Raw genomic sequence first — 16,432 nt, 5'->3', positions numbered from 1 at the left:
ATGGTCCGCGCCATGGTGAATCGCACTTCCCCGGCAGACCTGAGTCGCACCCTTGAGGCCAAGTCCGTACGTCGGCCGTGGAACGCTGCCCTGCACCCCAGGGACTCGAAGGGCAGGTTCATCGAGACCGGCGGTGTCGCGAGGTTGTGGTCAGGCAAGCTCGCCCGCGTCGTTCGTGCCCTCCCGCATGACCGCGTGCTCGTCCAGGACCGCGCGGCCGACGGGACCTACACCGGGCGACGCCACAGCACCAGCGCCCGCTGGATCACGATGGTTGCGCGCCCCGACGGCAGCGCCCCCACCTCGAACCAGAAGAAGGTCGAGGCAGAGGATGCTCGCCGCGATCAGGATGAGCGGCGTGGCCTGGGTCTCTCCCGCGACGACCACGGAGACCCGGACACCCCCGATGAACCGCACGACGCCGACGACGAGGGCAACCCCATCGGAGGCGATGACGGCGACAGCCCCGCAGGCGACGATCAGGACGAGCCCGAGGACGGGCACCACGACGTCGACACCGCCGCGCTGCCCAACCGCAAGGCCCGCGCCGGAGCCCGGTTCGAGGACACCGCCGCCGTACGCCGCCACTTCCTCGACCTGGCCCAGCAGCCCGGCGCCAACGCGTCGGCGCTGCGCCGCTTGGCTGGTGACGAGGACCTACAGGTCACCCCGTCTGGCGGCCTAGTCACCACCCGCGACGACGCCACCGGCCGCTGGTACCTCACCTCCACCGGCACCGGCGGCTACCTCGACGTCGGCGACTTCGCCACCCGCGAGGAAGCCGAAGCGGCGGCCGATTACCTCAACGAGCACGTACGCAACGGGCACATCATGCCGGGCGAGTTCAACGAGCCGATCGACTTCTCCGACCCCAAGATCACCGACTGGCTCCTGACGTGGCGCTCCACGAAGGGTGAGGACGCAGAGCAGGCCATCCGCCGGGCCGTACGGGACTTCCACGCCTCCCGCGAGAACGACAACGCCCCGAAGGCCCCGGTTGCCAGCCAGCAGCGTGCCCAGGCTCGTGGACGGTTCACCACGCTCCAGCAGGTCCGCGCCAACTGGTCCCAGCGGGCTGATGCCCTGCGCGCCTCCGGCAGCGAGCAGGACCGGCGCGCGGCCCAGGACCTCGATGCCCTGGTGAAGGAGCAGCGCCTCAAGCTCGTGGGCGGCGGACAGTTCGTCGCTCGCCGGATTGAAGGCGACTGGTACCTGCACGCCACTGGTACGGGGCAGCAGATGCCATGGTGGTTCGACCGGCAGGGCGACGCCAAGGGCTTCGCCGAGCACATCGTCGGCGCGCTCAAGGACAAGGACGGGGCGCCGCTCGACTTCTCCGACCCCAAGTTCGCCGAGTACCGGCAGACCTGGCGCTCCGCGAGGGGCCGCGACTACCAGCAGGAGTGGACGGCTGCCCGCGCCCTGTGGGACCAGGACCACCCGCCGAAGCACAGCATCGCCACCGACCGGCTCGCCGAGACGCTGCGCCGCCGCCCCTTCGGTGACGACGACGGCCAGGCGCCGAAGGCGGACGCGCCCGCGCAGTCGACAACAATGCCCGAGGTCACCGACAAGCCCGAGATCCCGGAGCACGTGCGGGCGGGCTCCCAGGAGAGCGAGCAGGAGCGGAGCACGTCGGCCGAGGAGCCGGCGTCGGTTTTCGAGCCTGCCGCAGCCCAGCAGCGGGAGGAGGGCTCGGAGCCCGAGACCGACGGTCGGCCGGTAGGCGTACCCAAGGAGGCCGAGCCGGTCGAAGGCGTGCCCGGGTACTGGGCGACTTCCTGGAACCCCGGGCCGGTCACCGTGTACGGCCCGGACGGGGCCCGTATCGCCTCCGTCGTCGGCAGTTACAGCGACCGTCACGCCACGGTCGATGGCGTCTACGTGCCCATCGGCAGCAACGCGGACATCGCCGACCAGATCATCGCCCGCCACCACGTCGCCACCACCAACCCGGACCAGGCCGACCACGTGCACCTGGCGTGGACCACCCACAAGGGCAAGCGGGTCCTGGCCGTGCGCGGCACCATCAAGAACGACGCTCGTGATGACCGGGCAGTCGGTGCAGCCGGAAAGCTGGCCTGGTCCCCGGTCCAGAAGGCCCGCATCACGGGCACCCAGTGGAAGCCGGAGACCCGCGACCGCAAGGCCGCCGACATCCTCGCCGCTTTCGTCCGGCAGGGCCGCAACGTCCGCGTCACCGACGAGGACCGCTACAACGCCGGCGCTCCGGATACCGCGCAGCTGGACGAGGACGCTAAGAAGCTCCGGGCGATGCCCGAGGCGGACCTGCGCCAGCACCGCGACAACCTCAAGATCCACGCCGAGGTCGCGACCACCCCGGCCCGCAAGCAGCGAGCCCGCGCCGCCCTGCAGAAGGTCGAAGCCGAGCTCGAGCGGCGCCGCATCGACCAGGCCGACGAGGACAGCCACGACGAGCCCCAGCCCCCCAAGCCGAGCGCACAGGACCGCACGGCCGCGATGAGCGACGAAGACCTCACCGAGGCCATCAACCGCTCCGAGCGTGACCGCGGCACCTACGGCTCCCGCCGCGGCGACCGGCTCAATGAGGACGAGCAGGCTCTGTACGCCGATCGTCGCCGCCGGACCACCGAACGCGTCAACCAGGCCGAGAGCCCCCAGGACCTGAGCGACGAAGACCTCGCCACCCGCATCAAGGAGCTGCAGTCCCGGGAACGAGCCCACAAGTCCTCGGGAACGATCCACGAGGAAGAAGACCTCGCCCCCGAGCGGGACCTATGGAACCAGGTCACCGAGCGTCTGGCAGATGCCGAGACCGAGCAGCAGGCTCGCCGTCTCCACGCCATCCAGCAGCGTCCGCCGGTCCAAGGCCTCGACGACGACGCCTTGGAGAAGGAGTTCCTGAGCCTGCCCGCCCGCCTGCGACACCTGGGCGCGGAGCAGAACGAGATCCTGACGGCCCGCTGGCACGCGGTGTACGAGGAACGGCAGAACCGAAAGGCCGATGTCTACCGCAACGGCCCCGACCCTGCCGGGCTCAACGATGCGGACCTGGACACGGCGTTCCGCGACCTCCACAAGAAGCGGAACCTCACCACCGGCCGGGAGCGGGAGGCCCTGGAGGAGCGGCTGAAGGCCCTCTTCGAAGAACAGAACCGCCGTGGCGCCGAGGGCCGTGAGCAGAAGGTCAACCGTGCGGAGACCCGAGAAGACCCGCTCACCAGCTCGTACGGCATCTCCGTCCGGGTCGACGGCAACGCCTACGGCCAGATCAGCTACCACGAGCACGACTCCCCGTACGCGGGCGGCCACAAGGCCGGATGGAACGCACAGCGCCAGCGTCACGGCAGCACCCTGGGCGCCTTCCCGAGCATGCCCGAGGCTCTGGCCGCGATCGTCGACAGCTACGACACCGACCCCGCGAGCGAGCCGGTGCGCCTGTACGGCCCCGTGCGCCGCGTGTGGGTGCCGAAGATGTTCTTCGAGCTGTACCAGTCCTCCCGCCGGGTCGACGCCTTCCCGGCGGCGAGCAAGGAGCGCCAGACCCTCTACGGCCTGTTCAAGGGGCACGGTTACGGCTGGTCCGACAACACCAACCCGATCACCGGGAGGATCGGCAAGGGCGCGAACATCGACGTGCCCGAGGGCCTGCTCGCAGAGTTCCACCGGGTCACCGAGGATCTGTCGCGCGAGATGATGCTCCGGTCCAGCGACCGGGAACTGGACTCGTCGGATCGGTCGAAGGCCCGCTCCCGGCTGGCCTCCATCAACGCTGCGCTGCACGGGATCGACGGGCAGCGCACCGCAGTACGCAAGGATGGCGGGGACGACGACCGCAAGGTCATCTCCCGCGAGGAGATCGAGGCGCAGCAGGCAGCCCTGCGCGCGGCTCTCGGAACGGATGAAGGGGCTGACGGTGAGCATCTACAGCCAGACGGCCAGGGACCACTGGACGAAGTACCGTCCGCGGGAGCTGGCGGCGATGGACGACGCGGAGACGTTCTTCCTGCGCAAGGGCAGGGAGATCGAGACGGCGATTCTGGCGGCCGAGGAGGCGCTGGAGGCGACCGTGCCGGCGGCGACGGAGTACGAGGGCCGGGCGGGTCAGATCAGGCAGATCAGGGCGGACGCGACCGCGATGGTTCTGCGGGATCTGCTGCCCGAGCCGGAGCCGGAGACCGAGGAGCTGCCGGCGCTCAGTCCGGAGATGCGGGATCTGCTGGCGATGCAGGACGCGGTGTACGACATGTAGCGTCGCGCTTCCGGCCGAACCCTGCCGACGCCGCCACCAAGGGCCCGATCCAGCGTGCCGCCGCGAACGTCGAGGCCATCCGGGTCCTGAAGCGGCTCGAGCGGGAGAACCGCCCGGCCACCGAGAAGGAGAAGGTCACCCTTGCCCGCTGGAGCGGGTGGGGCGCGGTTCCGATCATGTTCGCCTCGGAGCCGAACGAGAAGGAACCCCGCTACCAGCAGGGTGGCGCACGGTACGGCAAGTTCGCGCAGGACCACGCCCGCTGGGCGGAGTACCGCGACCTGCGCACCATGCTCTCCGACGAGCTGACGCCGCTGGAGTGGCAGCAGGCCCGGCGCGGCACGCTGTCGATGCACTACACGCCGCAGCCCATCGCCGAGGCGATGTGGGAGGGCCTCAAAGCACTGGGGTTCGAGCGCGGTGACGTCCTCGAGGCCGGCTCCGGCTCCGGCACATTCTTCGGCGTCTCCCCGGAAGGCGCCCGCCTAACTGGCATCGAGCTGGACCCGACCACAGCGCGGATCGCGAAAGCGATCTACCCGGACGCCAACGTCCTGAACGAGAACTTCGCCGAGACCGACGCCCACCCCGGCACGTTCGACGCGAGCATCGGCAACGTCCCCTTCGCCTCGGTGCCTTTCGGCGACAAGCGGTACCCGGCGGAGTCCCTGCACAACGGGTTCATCACCAAGGACCTCGCACTGACGAGGCCGGGTGGAATCACCCTGCTCATCACCTCCCGGCACACCCTCGACTCCAAGGGCGACAAGGCCCGCAAGCAGATCGCCAAGTACGGCAACCTCATCGGCGCTGTCCGCCTGCCGTCCGGTGTCTTCAACGACGCCGGGACCAGCGTCGTCACCGACGTCCTGGTGCTGCGGCGCCGCGCCGACGGTGAGGACCCGGGCGACACCTCGTGGCTGAATGCGCCCGAGCGGAAGGTCGGGGACGTCCGCGAGCACGTCAACGCGTACTTCACCGAGCATCCCGAGCACATCCTCGGCGACCTGACCACCGAGTCGTCTCCGTTCGGGCCGCGCCTGACCGTCAAGGGCAACCCGGCCAAGGCCGCCGACCAGCTCCGGGACGCGTTGAAGAACATCGCCACCACGGCGAAGGCCGACGGCAACGGGTACGAGCCGCACCCCGACGGCGACAACCGGCCGCCCGTAGTCCTCCAGACCGCGCGAGAGAAGCACGCCAACGACTGGACCGGCCGTCTCTACGAGGGCGACGACGGCAAGCTCTACCAGCACGTCAACGGCGGGAACCCCGTCGTAGTCGAGCCGTCCGACGGCCGCGAGGACCAGCTCCGCGCCCTGATGGAGCTGCGCGACGTCGCTGCCGAGCTGCGTGTGCTGGACCGCAAGAACGCGGAGGACGAGCGCGCCGAGAAGCTGCGCGCCCAGCTCCGCGGCCTTCACACCGCGTACGTCGAGCAGTACGGACCCCTGTCCAAGCCCGGTCAGTTCCGCAGCATGAAGACCGGCACCCGGCCGGACGGAACGGAGGAGCGGACACCGACCGCGTTCGGATATTTCCGCTCCGACCCGGACGCCGGTTCGGTCCTCGCCCTGGAACGGTGGGACGCGGACAAGCAGGAGCCGATCCTCTCCCGCGTCTTCGACGAGCGTGCCGCCGCGCGCCGGCAGCCGCTCGACCGGACCGACGACCCGAAGACCGCTCTGTCCGCGGTCGTGGCCGCGACCGGCGAAGTCGACCTCGGCGAGATCGCCCGCCTGCTGAACATGGCCCCCCAGGACGCCCTCCGGGCCCTGGGCAACGAGGTCTTCACCGACCCGACCACCGGCCGCCTGGAGCTGGCCGGCGCCTACCTGTCCGGCCCCGTCCGCGACAAGCTCGAAGCCGCACGCCGAGCCGCCGCGAAGGACCCGGCGTTCGCCGTCAACGTCTCCTCGCTCGAAGCGGTCCAGCCACCCGACCGCACCATCGGCGAGTTCACGCCGGAGATGGGCGCGCACTGGACGCCGCCCCAACTGCTGCAAGGGTTCCTGCGCGAGTACCTGGGCGACAAGACCCTGCGCGTCGCACATGACGACCGCTACGGCTGGATGCTCTACACCGGCCAGGTCCCCAAGGCCAACAACGTCCTGCACGGCGTCGCAGCCGACGAGGAAAAGGGCACCCGGGGCAAGAACGCGGTCGAGATCGCCCGCGCCATCCTCGGCCACGGCTCACTGACCATCTACCGCGACGACAAGCGCCGAGACGTCGACGAAGAAACGTCACGGCTAGTCCGGCAGAAGGCCGACCAGATGCGGTCGGAGTTCGCGAAGTACGCGACAGCCAACGCCGACCGGCTCACGCGACTGACCGACTCCTACAACAAGATCATGAACGGGCACGTCGTCCGTTCGTACGACGGCATGAGCCCGTCCCTGGACGGCTTCACCCCAGACCGCACCCCGCACGCCTGGCAGCTCTCCGGCGCCGCCCGCATGCAGTTCGAACGGTCGGTGATCCTCGCCCACGAAGTCGGCCTGGGCAAGACCGGCACGCTCGTCATGGGCACCCAGGCCCTCAAGGCGTCCGGACAGATCGAGAAGCCGTACGCCGTCGTCCCCGACCACCTTGCACAGCAGTGGTACGACGAGGCGCGGTTCCTCTATCCCAATGCCGAGATCCACCTGATCACCAGCGGGGACCTGGCCGACGGGCGCCGTGACAGCACGCTGGAGTGGCTGCGCGCCAACAAGCCGGACCTCGTGATCTTCACCGAGCCGGCCTTCGGCTCTATCAAGATGAGCCCCGAGGCGCAGGAGCGGTACGAGTTCCGGGCGCTGGAGGCTCTGCGGGAACAGCTCGACCGGCAGTACGAGGACGCGACCAACCCTGATCACCCGTTCATCGTCGCCAAGATCGAGCAGCGGATCGCGACGATCCAGAACAAGATCAGCAAGAACGCGGCGCCGATGCGCACGCCGGGCCAGACGTACTGGGACGACCTCGGATTCGACTACGCGGTCATCGATGAGGCCCACCGGTACAAGGGCGTCGGCTTCCGCTCACGCGAGGGCGGCGGTGACCCCGCCTCCATCCGCGGCATCGACCTGCACCAGAAGCTCACCGACCTGCACCGCCGGCGTGCCGGCCGCGCCACCGTCACCCTGGCCACCGGCACACCCTTGTCCAACAGCATCACCGAGCAGTTCACGATGCTCGCCCTGGCCGCCCCGTGGGTCCTGGACTCCTACAAGGCCGGCGCCCCGGACCTGTGGGCCGCGACCTTCGGTCGCAAGACCCTCCGTGTCGAAAACGCCCCCGATGGGTCCGGTCTGCGCGTTGTGGAGCGCTTCTCCGAGTTCCACAACCGCCGTGCCATGAAGACCATGTGGGGCCTGGTCGCGGACACCAAGCGCGCTGACGACGTCGACATCCCCCGCCCGAAGATCGCGAACGGCGGCCCCAACCTGGTCATGGTCGATCCGACCAAGGACCAGACAGCCCGACTGAAGCAGCTCGTCGCCCGCGGACGCGCGATCCACAACGGCGACGTCGACCGCTCGCAAGACAACATGCTCGCCGTCTCCAACGAGGGCACGTCCGTCGCGCTGGACCCGCGGCTCGTCGACGCCAAGGCGCCCGCCGGCAACAAGCTCGCCGCCGTCGCCGCCCGGCATGTCGAGCGCTACCACCAGCACAAGGACCGCATCTACAAGACGTACTACGGCAGCACCGAGGACCACCCGACCCCCGGCGCCCTCCAGATGATCTTCCTGAACGAGGGCGTGCCGGGCGGCAACAACCGCGGCTCCTTCGACGCGTACGCCGAACTCAAGCGGCTCATGGTCGCGGGCGGCATCCCCGAAGAGAAGATCGCGTTCGTCCAGGACCACAAGAAGACGGGCAAGCCCGAGGAACTGGCCGCGCTGTTCCGTCGCGCCCGCGACGGCGAGATAGCCGTACTCATCGGCTCCAGCAGCGTCGCTGGCACCGGCATGAACGCCCAGAACCGCATGGTGTCGCTGACCCACGTCGACCTCGACTGGGGCGCCGCGCAGATGGAGCAGCGCAACGGCCGCGCCATCCGCTACGGCAACCAGAACCCCGTAGTCGACATCGACATCTTCGCCACCAAGGGCAGCCTCGACGGTTGGAAGGCCGGGTTCGTTGCATCCAAGGCCGAGGGCCTGGTCGACATCCAGCGCCCGGAGATGGCCGACAGCGACACGCGCGACACCGTCACCGAGCTGGACGTCGACTACCCCGACTACGAGACGATGGAAGCGGAGATCGGCGGCAACCCCTACATGAGCCAGCTCATGAAGGCTCGCCGCACGCTGCGCGACCTGGAGATTGACCAGCACAACGAGGCTGCCGAACGCGTCCGTCGCCAGGAGGCCCTGGCCGACCTGAAGCAGGAACTCGCCGACACCCGCGACGCCATCGCCCGCCGCGAAGAGGCCCTGCCCCGCATCCGCGACGTCCGCGACTCCTTCGCCATGAACCTCGGCGGCCTGTCGTACACGGAGCGCGCCGACGCTGCGGCAGCTCTCCACCGGCAGGTCACCACCCAGCTCCTGGAGCACAACCGCGACGGCATGGGCCCGTGGAAGATCCTGGGCCAGCTCGGCGGGCTCGACATCGGCGTGCGCACCGAGCGCCGCGCGGACGGCAAGCTCGTCGCACACGTCGGCTTCCCTGACCTGGCACGCTCCGACTTCGAGCGGGGTCCGGACGACCTGAAGAAGAAGGGCGCCGGGTCGGGCATGATCACCCGGCTCACCAACGCGCTGGAGAAGGCGCCTGTCCTTCAGCAGGCCGACCGTGCGCGGCTGCCCGAACTCGACGAGCAGATAGCCCTCCTGCAGTCGGCGCAGGCCGCTGCGGACTTCACCCCGCAGATCGAGCACGCGCGGGTGCGCGCGAACCTGCTGGACGACATCGTCGGCCGGATCGCCGACCTCGACAAGCTGCCCGAGATCGACGAGGACGAACTCGACAAGAAGCTGACCAAGACCCAGCGCCGCCAGATCGTCGAGGAACGGCGGGGGGCCCGCATCCCGCTCCAGGCCGCTGTCGGCGCCGCAGTCCTTACGCTCGAAGACTTCGACCGTAAGTTCCCCGAGCCCGAGCGCGCAGACAAGCCGGAGATATCGGAGGAGCGGCAGCCGGAGCAGGACCGGGTGCGGCTTTCCACCGAGGAGGTATCCCAGGCCCTCCGCCAGCTCCGCCCCGACAGCGACGACACCAGCGAGGAGCCCGCCGACGCGCCGGACACCGCAGCAGACGCGGGAGACGGCGACGGCGGTCGCGACCTGCCGACAACGCCCACCGCTTCCGGCGGCGAGAACCCGGAGGACGACGACACCGAGCAGCCTGCGTCGGTCCAAGGCGACGACGCGACCCAGCCGCAGGTCCCGGCCGACGAGGCCCAAGACGCCTCGGACGCCCCCACGGCCGCCGACGACACGGTCACCCTCGCCCGCGACGAGGTCACCCAGCAGCTCGACGACATCCGCCCCGAGGGGACCAAGGCGCCGTCTGCCATGACCGATCAGGAGATCGCGGACGAGATCGTGGCTCTGATGGGTCGGGAGATGGCCGACGGCGAGCTGACCGGCACCGACCGCACCCGCATGGCCGTGCTGGAGGCGGAGAAAGATCGTCGCGCCGGGCGTACGCCGAAGCCCGAGCCGAAGACACCAGCCCCCGCCGAGCCTGATGGCGGCCTCTTTGACGTCGACGAGCCGCAGCCGCAGAGCCCGGTCGCCGCAGATCCGAACAACTCGCTTGATCAGCCTGACGATCTGTTCGGCACTCCGGACATGTTCGCCGACCACGAGGGACGCGACACCCGCCGTCTCCGTCCGGTGCAGATGCGCAACCCCGAGGAACTGGCGGAAGGAGACCGGTACACCGACGCGGACGGTCGTACGCGCACGGTCGCTGAGCCGCCGCGACGTACCGGTCGGGGCCGCGTTCGGGTCGTCACTGGCGACGGCGAGGAGCGGTTCTACAACCGTGACGCCGAGCTCCGGCTGCGGTACCCGGACGAGGAGATTGACGACGACCGCGATGAACAGTCGACGTCTGGCCTCGGCACCGGTGACGCCCCCGCGACCCCTCAGGGAGACGAGACCGGCCGCGACGAAACTCACAAGCCCAACCAGCAGGACGACATTCAGCCGGAGGACGACGGCGAGCAGCCCCAGGGCGAGGAGCAGCGTGGCGAAGAACCGCGTCGCAGCGACCGCGAGGCGGACGGCGCGGCGCCGGACGTAGCCCCCGCAGGCGCCGGCGGTTCGCAGACGCCGGACGCCGACCATGACCGGGACGCCAACGGCGCGGACGCCGGCGAGCCCGACACTCAGGACGACGAGGACGACCGCGAGCGCCGTCGCCGTCGCGTCCGTCGTGGGGGCGGCGGCACCGGCGGAGGAGGCTTCGGCGGTCCGGGCGGCCCCGGGCTGCCTCGGCTCAATCTGCCGCACCCTTCGCGCATTCCGGCGGCCGGCAGCGGCGGAACGGACGGCGACGGCACCGACCGCGGCAGCGTGGCCCCCGACCGTACGCCGCCGCGTACCGTGGCCGACCTCCGCGACGCGTGGCGCCGCGGCCACCGGCTGACCACTGACGAGAACACCCCTGAGCGGCGGGCGTTCCTCGCGCAGCTCGCCGATAACCCGACGCTGACCCTGTCTTCCGGCGGCGGGCTGGTCACCTGGACAGACGACACCGCCCCCGATGGGATGCGGCGTTGGCAGTTCGCGCAGGCCCGCAATGGCGGCCGCTTCGGCAAGATCACGCTCACGGCGCGCACTGCCGACGACGCCCGTGACCTCGCTGACCTTTTCGAGATCACCACCAACGCGAACGGGGAGCCGATCGACTGGCACCAGCCGCTCACTCTGGACGTCATCGGCCAGTGGCGCGACCGTCAGGGCCGCACGCTGCCCGATGCTCTGCGCACGCTGCGTGACCTGTTCCAGGACGGCGACGAGCAGGACAGCGACACCTCGCAGCCCAAGCCGGTCGCCACTCTCCCGGAGGACCTGACCGACCTGAGCGACGACGACCTCGCCGCAGCATGGGGGCAGGGTCTTTCCGAGGCTGACCAGATGCGCGTCGCCGAGGAGATGGACCGGCGCGACAGCGCCGACCAGCGAGTGCGGGATGTCATCCCGACCGCGCAGGCAGCCGACGCCGAAGAGGTTCGACGCCGCGGCGAGGCGATGGACGCCGCGCTGGGCTTCGGGAATGCCGATGTCACCCGGCGCCCGCAGACCCGTGAGGAGCGCCTGCAGCGTGAATTCCAAGATGTCGACGAGGCCCGCTACTCCGCCGCGATCGACGCCACCAACGGCTACTTCTTCAGCAGGGCGAGCCGCAACCTCCTGCCGGTGAGCGAGCGCGACCTGTTCTCCGGCGGTTCCCTGTCCCAGTTCGGCCGGTGGCGGGACTACGCCAGCGAAGAACTGATCGAGTGGTTCGACAACAACGGCGGGCGCCTGACCTACAACCAGTACAAGCAGCGCCGCCGCGCGGACGAGAGAGTCGAGCGCAAGCGGTACGAGGAGGCGCAGCGGCGAGCCGCAGCCGCCAATGACACGGCCGCTCCCGAGGCGGTCAGCACCGCAGGACTCAGCACCGCCGACATCGACCTGCCGTCGTTCACCCTGACTCCTGAGTCCGAGGAGGACGCGAACCGCCGCTTCGGCGGCGCCAACCAGGTCCGTGCCCTGGCCGAGCGAGCCGACCTCCGCCCGGCTGCCGCCGACGCCGGCACGTTCGACGTCTGGATGGACGGCCGCCGCATCGGCACCGTGCGCAACGTGAACCGGAACTCGCCTGAGCGCGCGCAGATGTGGGACGCAACGCCGCTGCTGACGGTCGACCACGACCACAACAGCCGCTCCGCCAACCGGGACCTGGCCGTGGCCAACCTGGTGGTGCGGGCCGACCGGAGCCCCGCCGACGCCACGAACCCCAACGAGGGCACCTGGAACACGGTCAAGGTGCACCTCGCGGGCCGCTCCCCGGAGCTGCCGGAACTCCCCGGCAGCCTCAGCAGCGACCCGGCGGTCAAGGAGCGGTACGACCGGCTCGTGCAGCTCATCGAGTCGTTCCGTTCGCAGCAGTCGCCCAATGGGAACCTGGCGAAGGACCTGGCGCAGGCCCGCGACGAGTTCCAGTGGCTGCGCGACACCCTGGTCGCCACCCAGGGCAACCGACAGGACCGCGACGCTGTCAAGGACCTCGAGCGGCGGTCCCTCTGGGCGGAGCGCCTGCGCGATGGATTCGCACAGAACGACGAACACCGGGCCCCAGACGCGTCCGGCGACGAGCCGGACGGAGCAACCCCGGCGTCGACCGCCGCAACCCCCGGCGGCGCGAAGGAGCCGTCCGTCGACGAGGAGGCCGCGCCCACCCCCGGCGGCGCGGCCACGCCTACCCCGGGCGACGCGGCCACGCCTACCCCGGGCGGTGCGGCCGTCCCGCGTGCGGGCGCGGTAGACCAGCCGCGCCCGGCGGACAGCACCCCGGACGCCCCCGAGACCCCGCGCGGCGACAACGCCCCGGACGCCGGGGCCGCCCCCGAGACGAGCCGCGATGACGACTCGGATACCGCGCGCACTGGCGCCGACGCAGCGCCCGCCCTGGATGCCGGCCCGGCCCGCGAGCCCCGCCCCGCGCCGGGGCCGACCCAGGCGCCCGACCTCACCGACGAGGACGCGAACGAGCCCGAGCACCGTCCGGACCCCGAGCCCATCGGCGGGCAGCCCGCGCACTGGACCAGCGTCGATCAGCTCCAGCCCGGCGACATGGCGCGCATCGACGGCACGACCCGCCGAGGCCGCGCCGTGACCCGCGCCGGGTACGTCCTCGATGCCCCGCAGCGCGTCACCGTGACCCGCCGAGGCCGCACCGAGGACATGTGGCGCACGACGATCAGCGAGAGCCCCGACGGCCGAACCGGCAGCCGCGGCACCATCTACACGCCGCTCAACGCCAGCGCCGCCCGCGCCGAGGCCCCGAAAGCCAACGCACCCGGCCCCCCGGCGAGCGGCGCCCAGGACGACGTCGTCAGCGGCGACCTGCCCGACACCATCGCCACCGACACCCGCGGCATCGGCCTCTTCCCCGGCAGCCACGTCACCGGCAGCGGCGACCGCGAAGGCACGGTCACCGGCGTCACCGACACCACCGTCTCCGTTCGGTGGGCCGACGGCGAGACTGACAACGGAATCGCGCCGACTTCCCTCACGGTCGGTGACACCGACGACCGGCGCCCCACCGGCTGGACCCCCACCGGCCAGCGGCTCCGCCCCGGCCACGTCGTCTCCGACGAGAACGGCGCGCTCCTCGGCCCGGTCGACGAGGCCAACGGCGACAGCATCACAGTCACCACCGCGGAGGGCACCATCACCCACCACGCCGCGGACCTTCGCGTCGTCGGGGAAGTCCGCGACGACACCCCCGAGACCGCCCCCGTCACCGGCATCAGCGAGACGACCGCCGACGAGATCAACAAGGGCGACGTCGTCGTGCTCGACCTCGACGGCGCTCCGACCACCGTGGAAATCCTGGATACCAACCGCGACGGCGACCGCGTCACCCTCCACTACGTCGACACCACGACGGGCGAACTCGGCGCCATCGACATGGACGCCACGGCCGTCGTCCACAAGGCCGAAGGCCCGAACGGCGCCGCACCGGACCTCGGCCCGGACGATGCGCCGGCCGCCGACGACGAACTCACCATCCACGAGCCGCTGCCCTCGCTCGATCCCGTCAACGGCCCCACGGTCGACCCCGACCTCACCCCGGCCGACCGCGACGCTATCGCCGACAACGGCAGCAGCCCCGAGGACAACCCCGACGCCCAGCAGGCCGCCGCCCGGCTCGGCGCCGACCTCCCCGTCACGCCGGAGCAGGCCACCGCCCTCGCGACCCAGCTCCGGGCGAACGCGGACCCGGCGACCACAGAGGGGCGGGCCGCACTGCGCGCCGCCGACCACCTCGACCGCGCTGCCGGCCACGCCGCGCCGGAAGGACTCGACCGCCCCCGTCCGTCCAACGCCGCGCAGATCGGCGAGGGCGACATCATCGCCATGCCCGACGAGCGCCGCGGCGACGAGATCCACGTCTACCGCGTCATCGACGTGGAGGAAGGCCCCGGCGGGGTGCGCAGCCTGCTCCTGGAGGACGAGAACCGGCAGTGGAAGCGGCGCATCGTCCACGCCGCCATGCCCGTCTGGCAGCTCCCCGAGCCCGCCCCGGACACCACCGGCAGCGACACCCCAGACCCGGCTCCCGCCCCGGCGCCGCGCGACCCCACCCCGCCGATCGCCGCGGTGCGGCGCCAGATCGTCGCCGACCACAGCCGAACGGTGGCCATGCGCATCATCGACGAGGCCGTTGCCGGGACCGAGCCGCCCGGCGACATCCACGCCCTCCGCGAGCAGATCGCGCAGCGCCTGACCCCCGATGCCCTACAAGGCGCCCGCAACGCCGCCCGCCAGGACGCGAACGCCGCCCTGGACGCCGCAGGCATCACCGGCCGCGACCGCGCCGCCGTACAGCAGGCCCTCCGCCGGGCCCGCACGAAGGCGCACGAGCGGACAGTCCGGGCCGCGCTCCGCACGATCAACGACCTCGAACCCCTCCCCGGCGAGCCCAACGAGGACCTGGCGCAGCGTGCAGCTGGCCTGCTGCGGCTCATCCCGGACCAGTTCGACGCCCCGTCCCCGTCGCGCCCCCGCAATGTCCCGGACGGTGACGGGTCCGCCGACGCCACCACGCACGTCGACGACGCGGTGACCGCGCTCCTGCGGCAGCTCGAAGAGGCCGGGGTCGACCCGGTCGACACCGATGCACTGACCCGGCTCCTCACGGCGCAGCTCGACGGAACCCGGCAGGCCGCCGCTCGGCGCATCGTCGGCCGCGCCGCCGCCACGGCCCCGGACCGTGCCCGGCAGCCCGGCTTCCTCGCGCGCGTCATCGCTCTGCTGGGTCGCATGGGCCGTCGCCTCATCGAGCTGGTGAAGGCCGCCGCCGAGAAGATCGCCGAGCTGTGGCGCAACAGTCGTGAACGGCTCTCCCGCCTGAAGGCGTTCCTGCGGCGCCTGGTGGGCCGGGTGCGTAACTGGCCGGAGTCCCGCCGCCTGGCGCGTCTGCAAGCCGCGCTCGACTTCCCAGACGTCGAGGGCGAGTCGCTGGCCGCACGGGTGTCCCAGTGGGCGAGCCTGCTGCCCGAGCCGGGCCGCTTCGGGCAGGCATCCCGTCGCGTCTCCTGGTGGCGGCCGACGACGTGGGCGCAGCTCGCCGCGGGCAGGCTCCCCGGCCGCACCGCAGAGACCCGGTGGGTGCCGGACCGTGCCTCAGATGGCGGGCCGGGCCTCACCGCGTTGCGGCACATGGCCGCGTTGCGGGCGGCCGGCACGGACGTCGACCGGGGCGTGACCCGCCATCTGGCCGATGCGCTCGGCGACGACTTCGGCGGTGACCCGCACGGCACCCTTCGCCACGCAGACGACTACGTGGCCGCCACCGAGCGGCGTCTGCTCAACCTCCAGGCCGCGCGCAGCAGCAACGCCATCCAGGACCTGGACGTGGACGTGGAGATCGCTGCCGCCCGCATGGAAGCCGCGGCCGCTCGCCGCGAATGGGAGGAGCTGCGGACCCGCTACGCCGCGGCGGTGCCCGACGCCGTTGCGGCGGCCCTGGCCGATGTCCGCGATCTCGGCCCCCAGGGCGCCGCAGGCATCGTGTTCGGCCCGGACACCACCCCGGACGCCGAGCGGGCCGTGCGCGACGTGCAGCGCCTCATCCCCAGGGACTGGCTCGCCATCCCGGACGGGCGTCGGCTCACCGCCGTCACTGGTGAGGCAGGCCGGTACGAACCCGATACGGGCCGCGCCACAGTCGCCGACCTCGGCGATGCTGGCGTGGGCACGGCCGCGCACGCCTTGGCGCAGCACCTCGCCGGGCACCTGCCGGACCTGGACGCCGCGCAACGTGCCTTCTGGTTCACCCGCACGCACACCGGCCGTCCGGGTGCCCGCACGCTCCACCACAGCGCCCTGGGGCGTCTCCTAGATCAGCAGCAGACGCAGACGGACACGGGTGAGAGCCTCGCCCGGTCGTTGCAGGCCATGTTCACCGGCGACTGGTACGAGGACGACGACTTGAGGTCGTTCCTGCTCGGCCTGCTCGCCACACGATGAAGGAGAA

General features: G+C 71.3%; 1 protein-coding gene. It reads left to right on the top strand.

Annotated features, from left to right (window positions below):
- Positions 1–195: 195 nt before the first annotated feature.
- Positions 196–16,425 (top strand): helicase-like domain-containing protein, encoded by a 16,230-nt coding sequence (locus IE295_RS30210; RefSeq protein WP_190066969.1) that lies wholly within the window; start codon positions 196–198, stop codon positions 16,423–16,425.
- Positions 16,426–16,432: the final 7 nt, after the last annotated feature.

The organism is Streptomyces griseocarneus, from assembly GCF_014655595.1.
Classification (GTDB): domain Bacteria; phylum Actinomycetota; class Actinomycetes; order Streptomycetales; family Streptomycetaceae; genus Streptomyces; species Streptomyces griseocarneus.
Note: the sequence above shows the minus strand (reverse complement) of the source record. Positions and strands in the feature narration are given on the sequence as shown.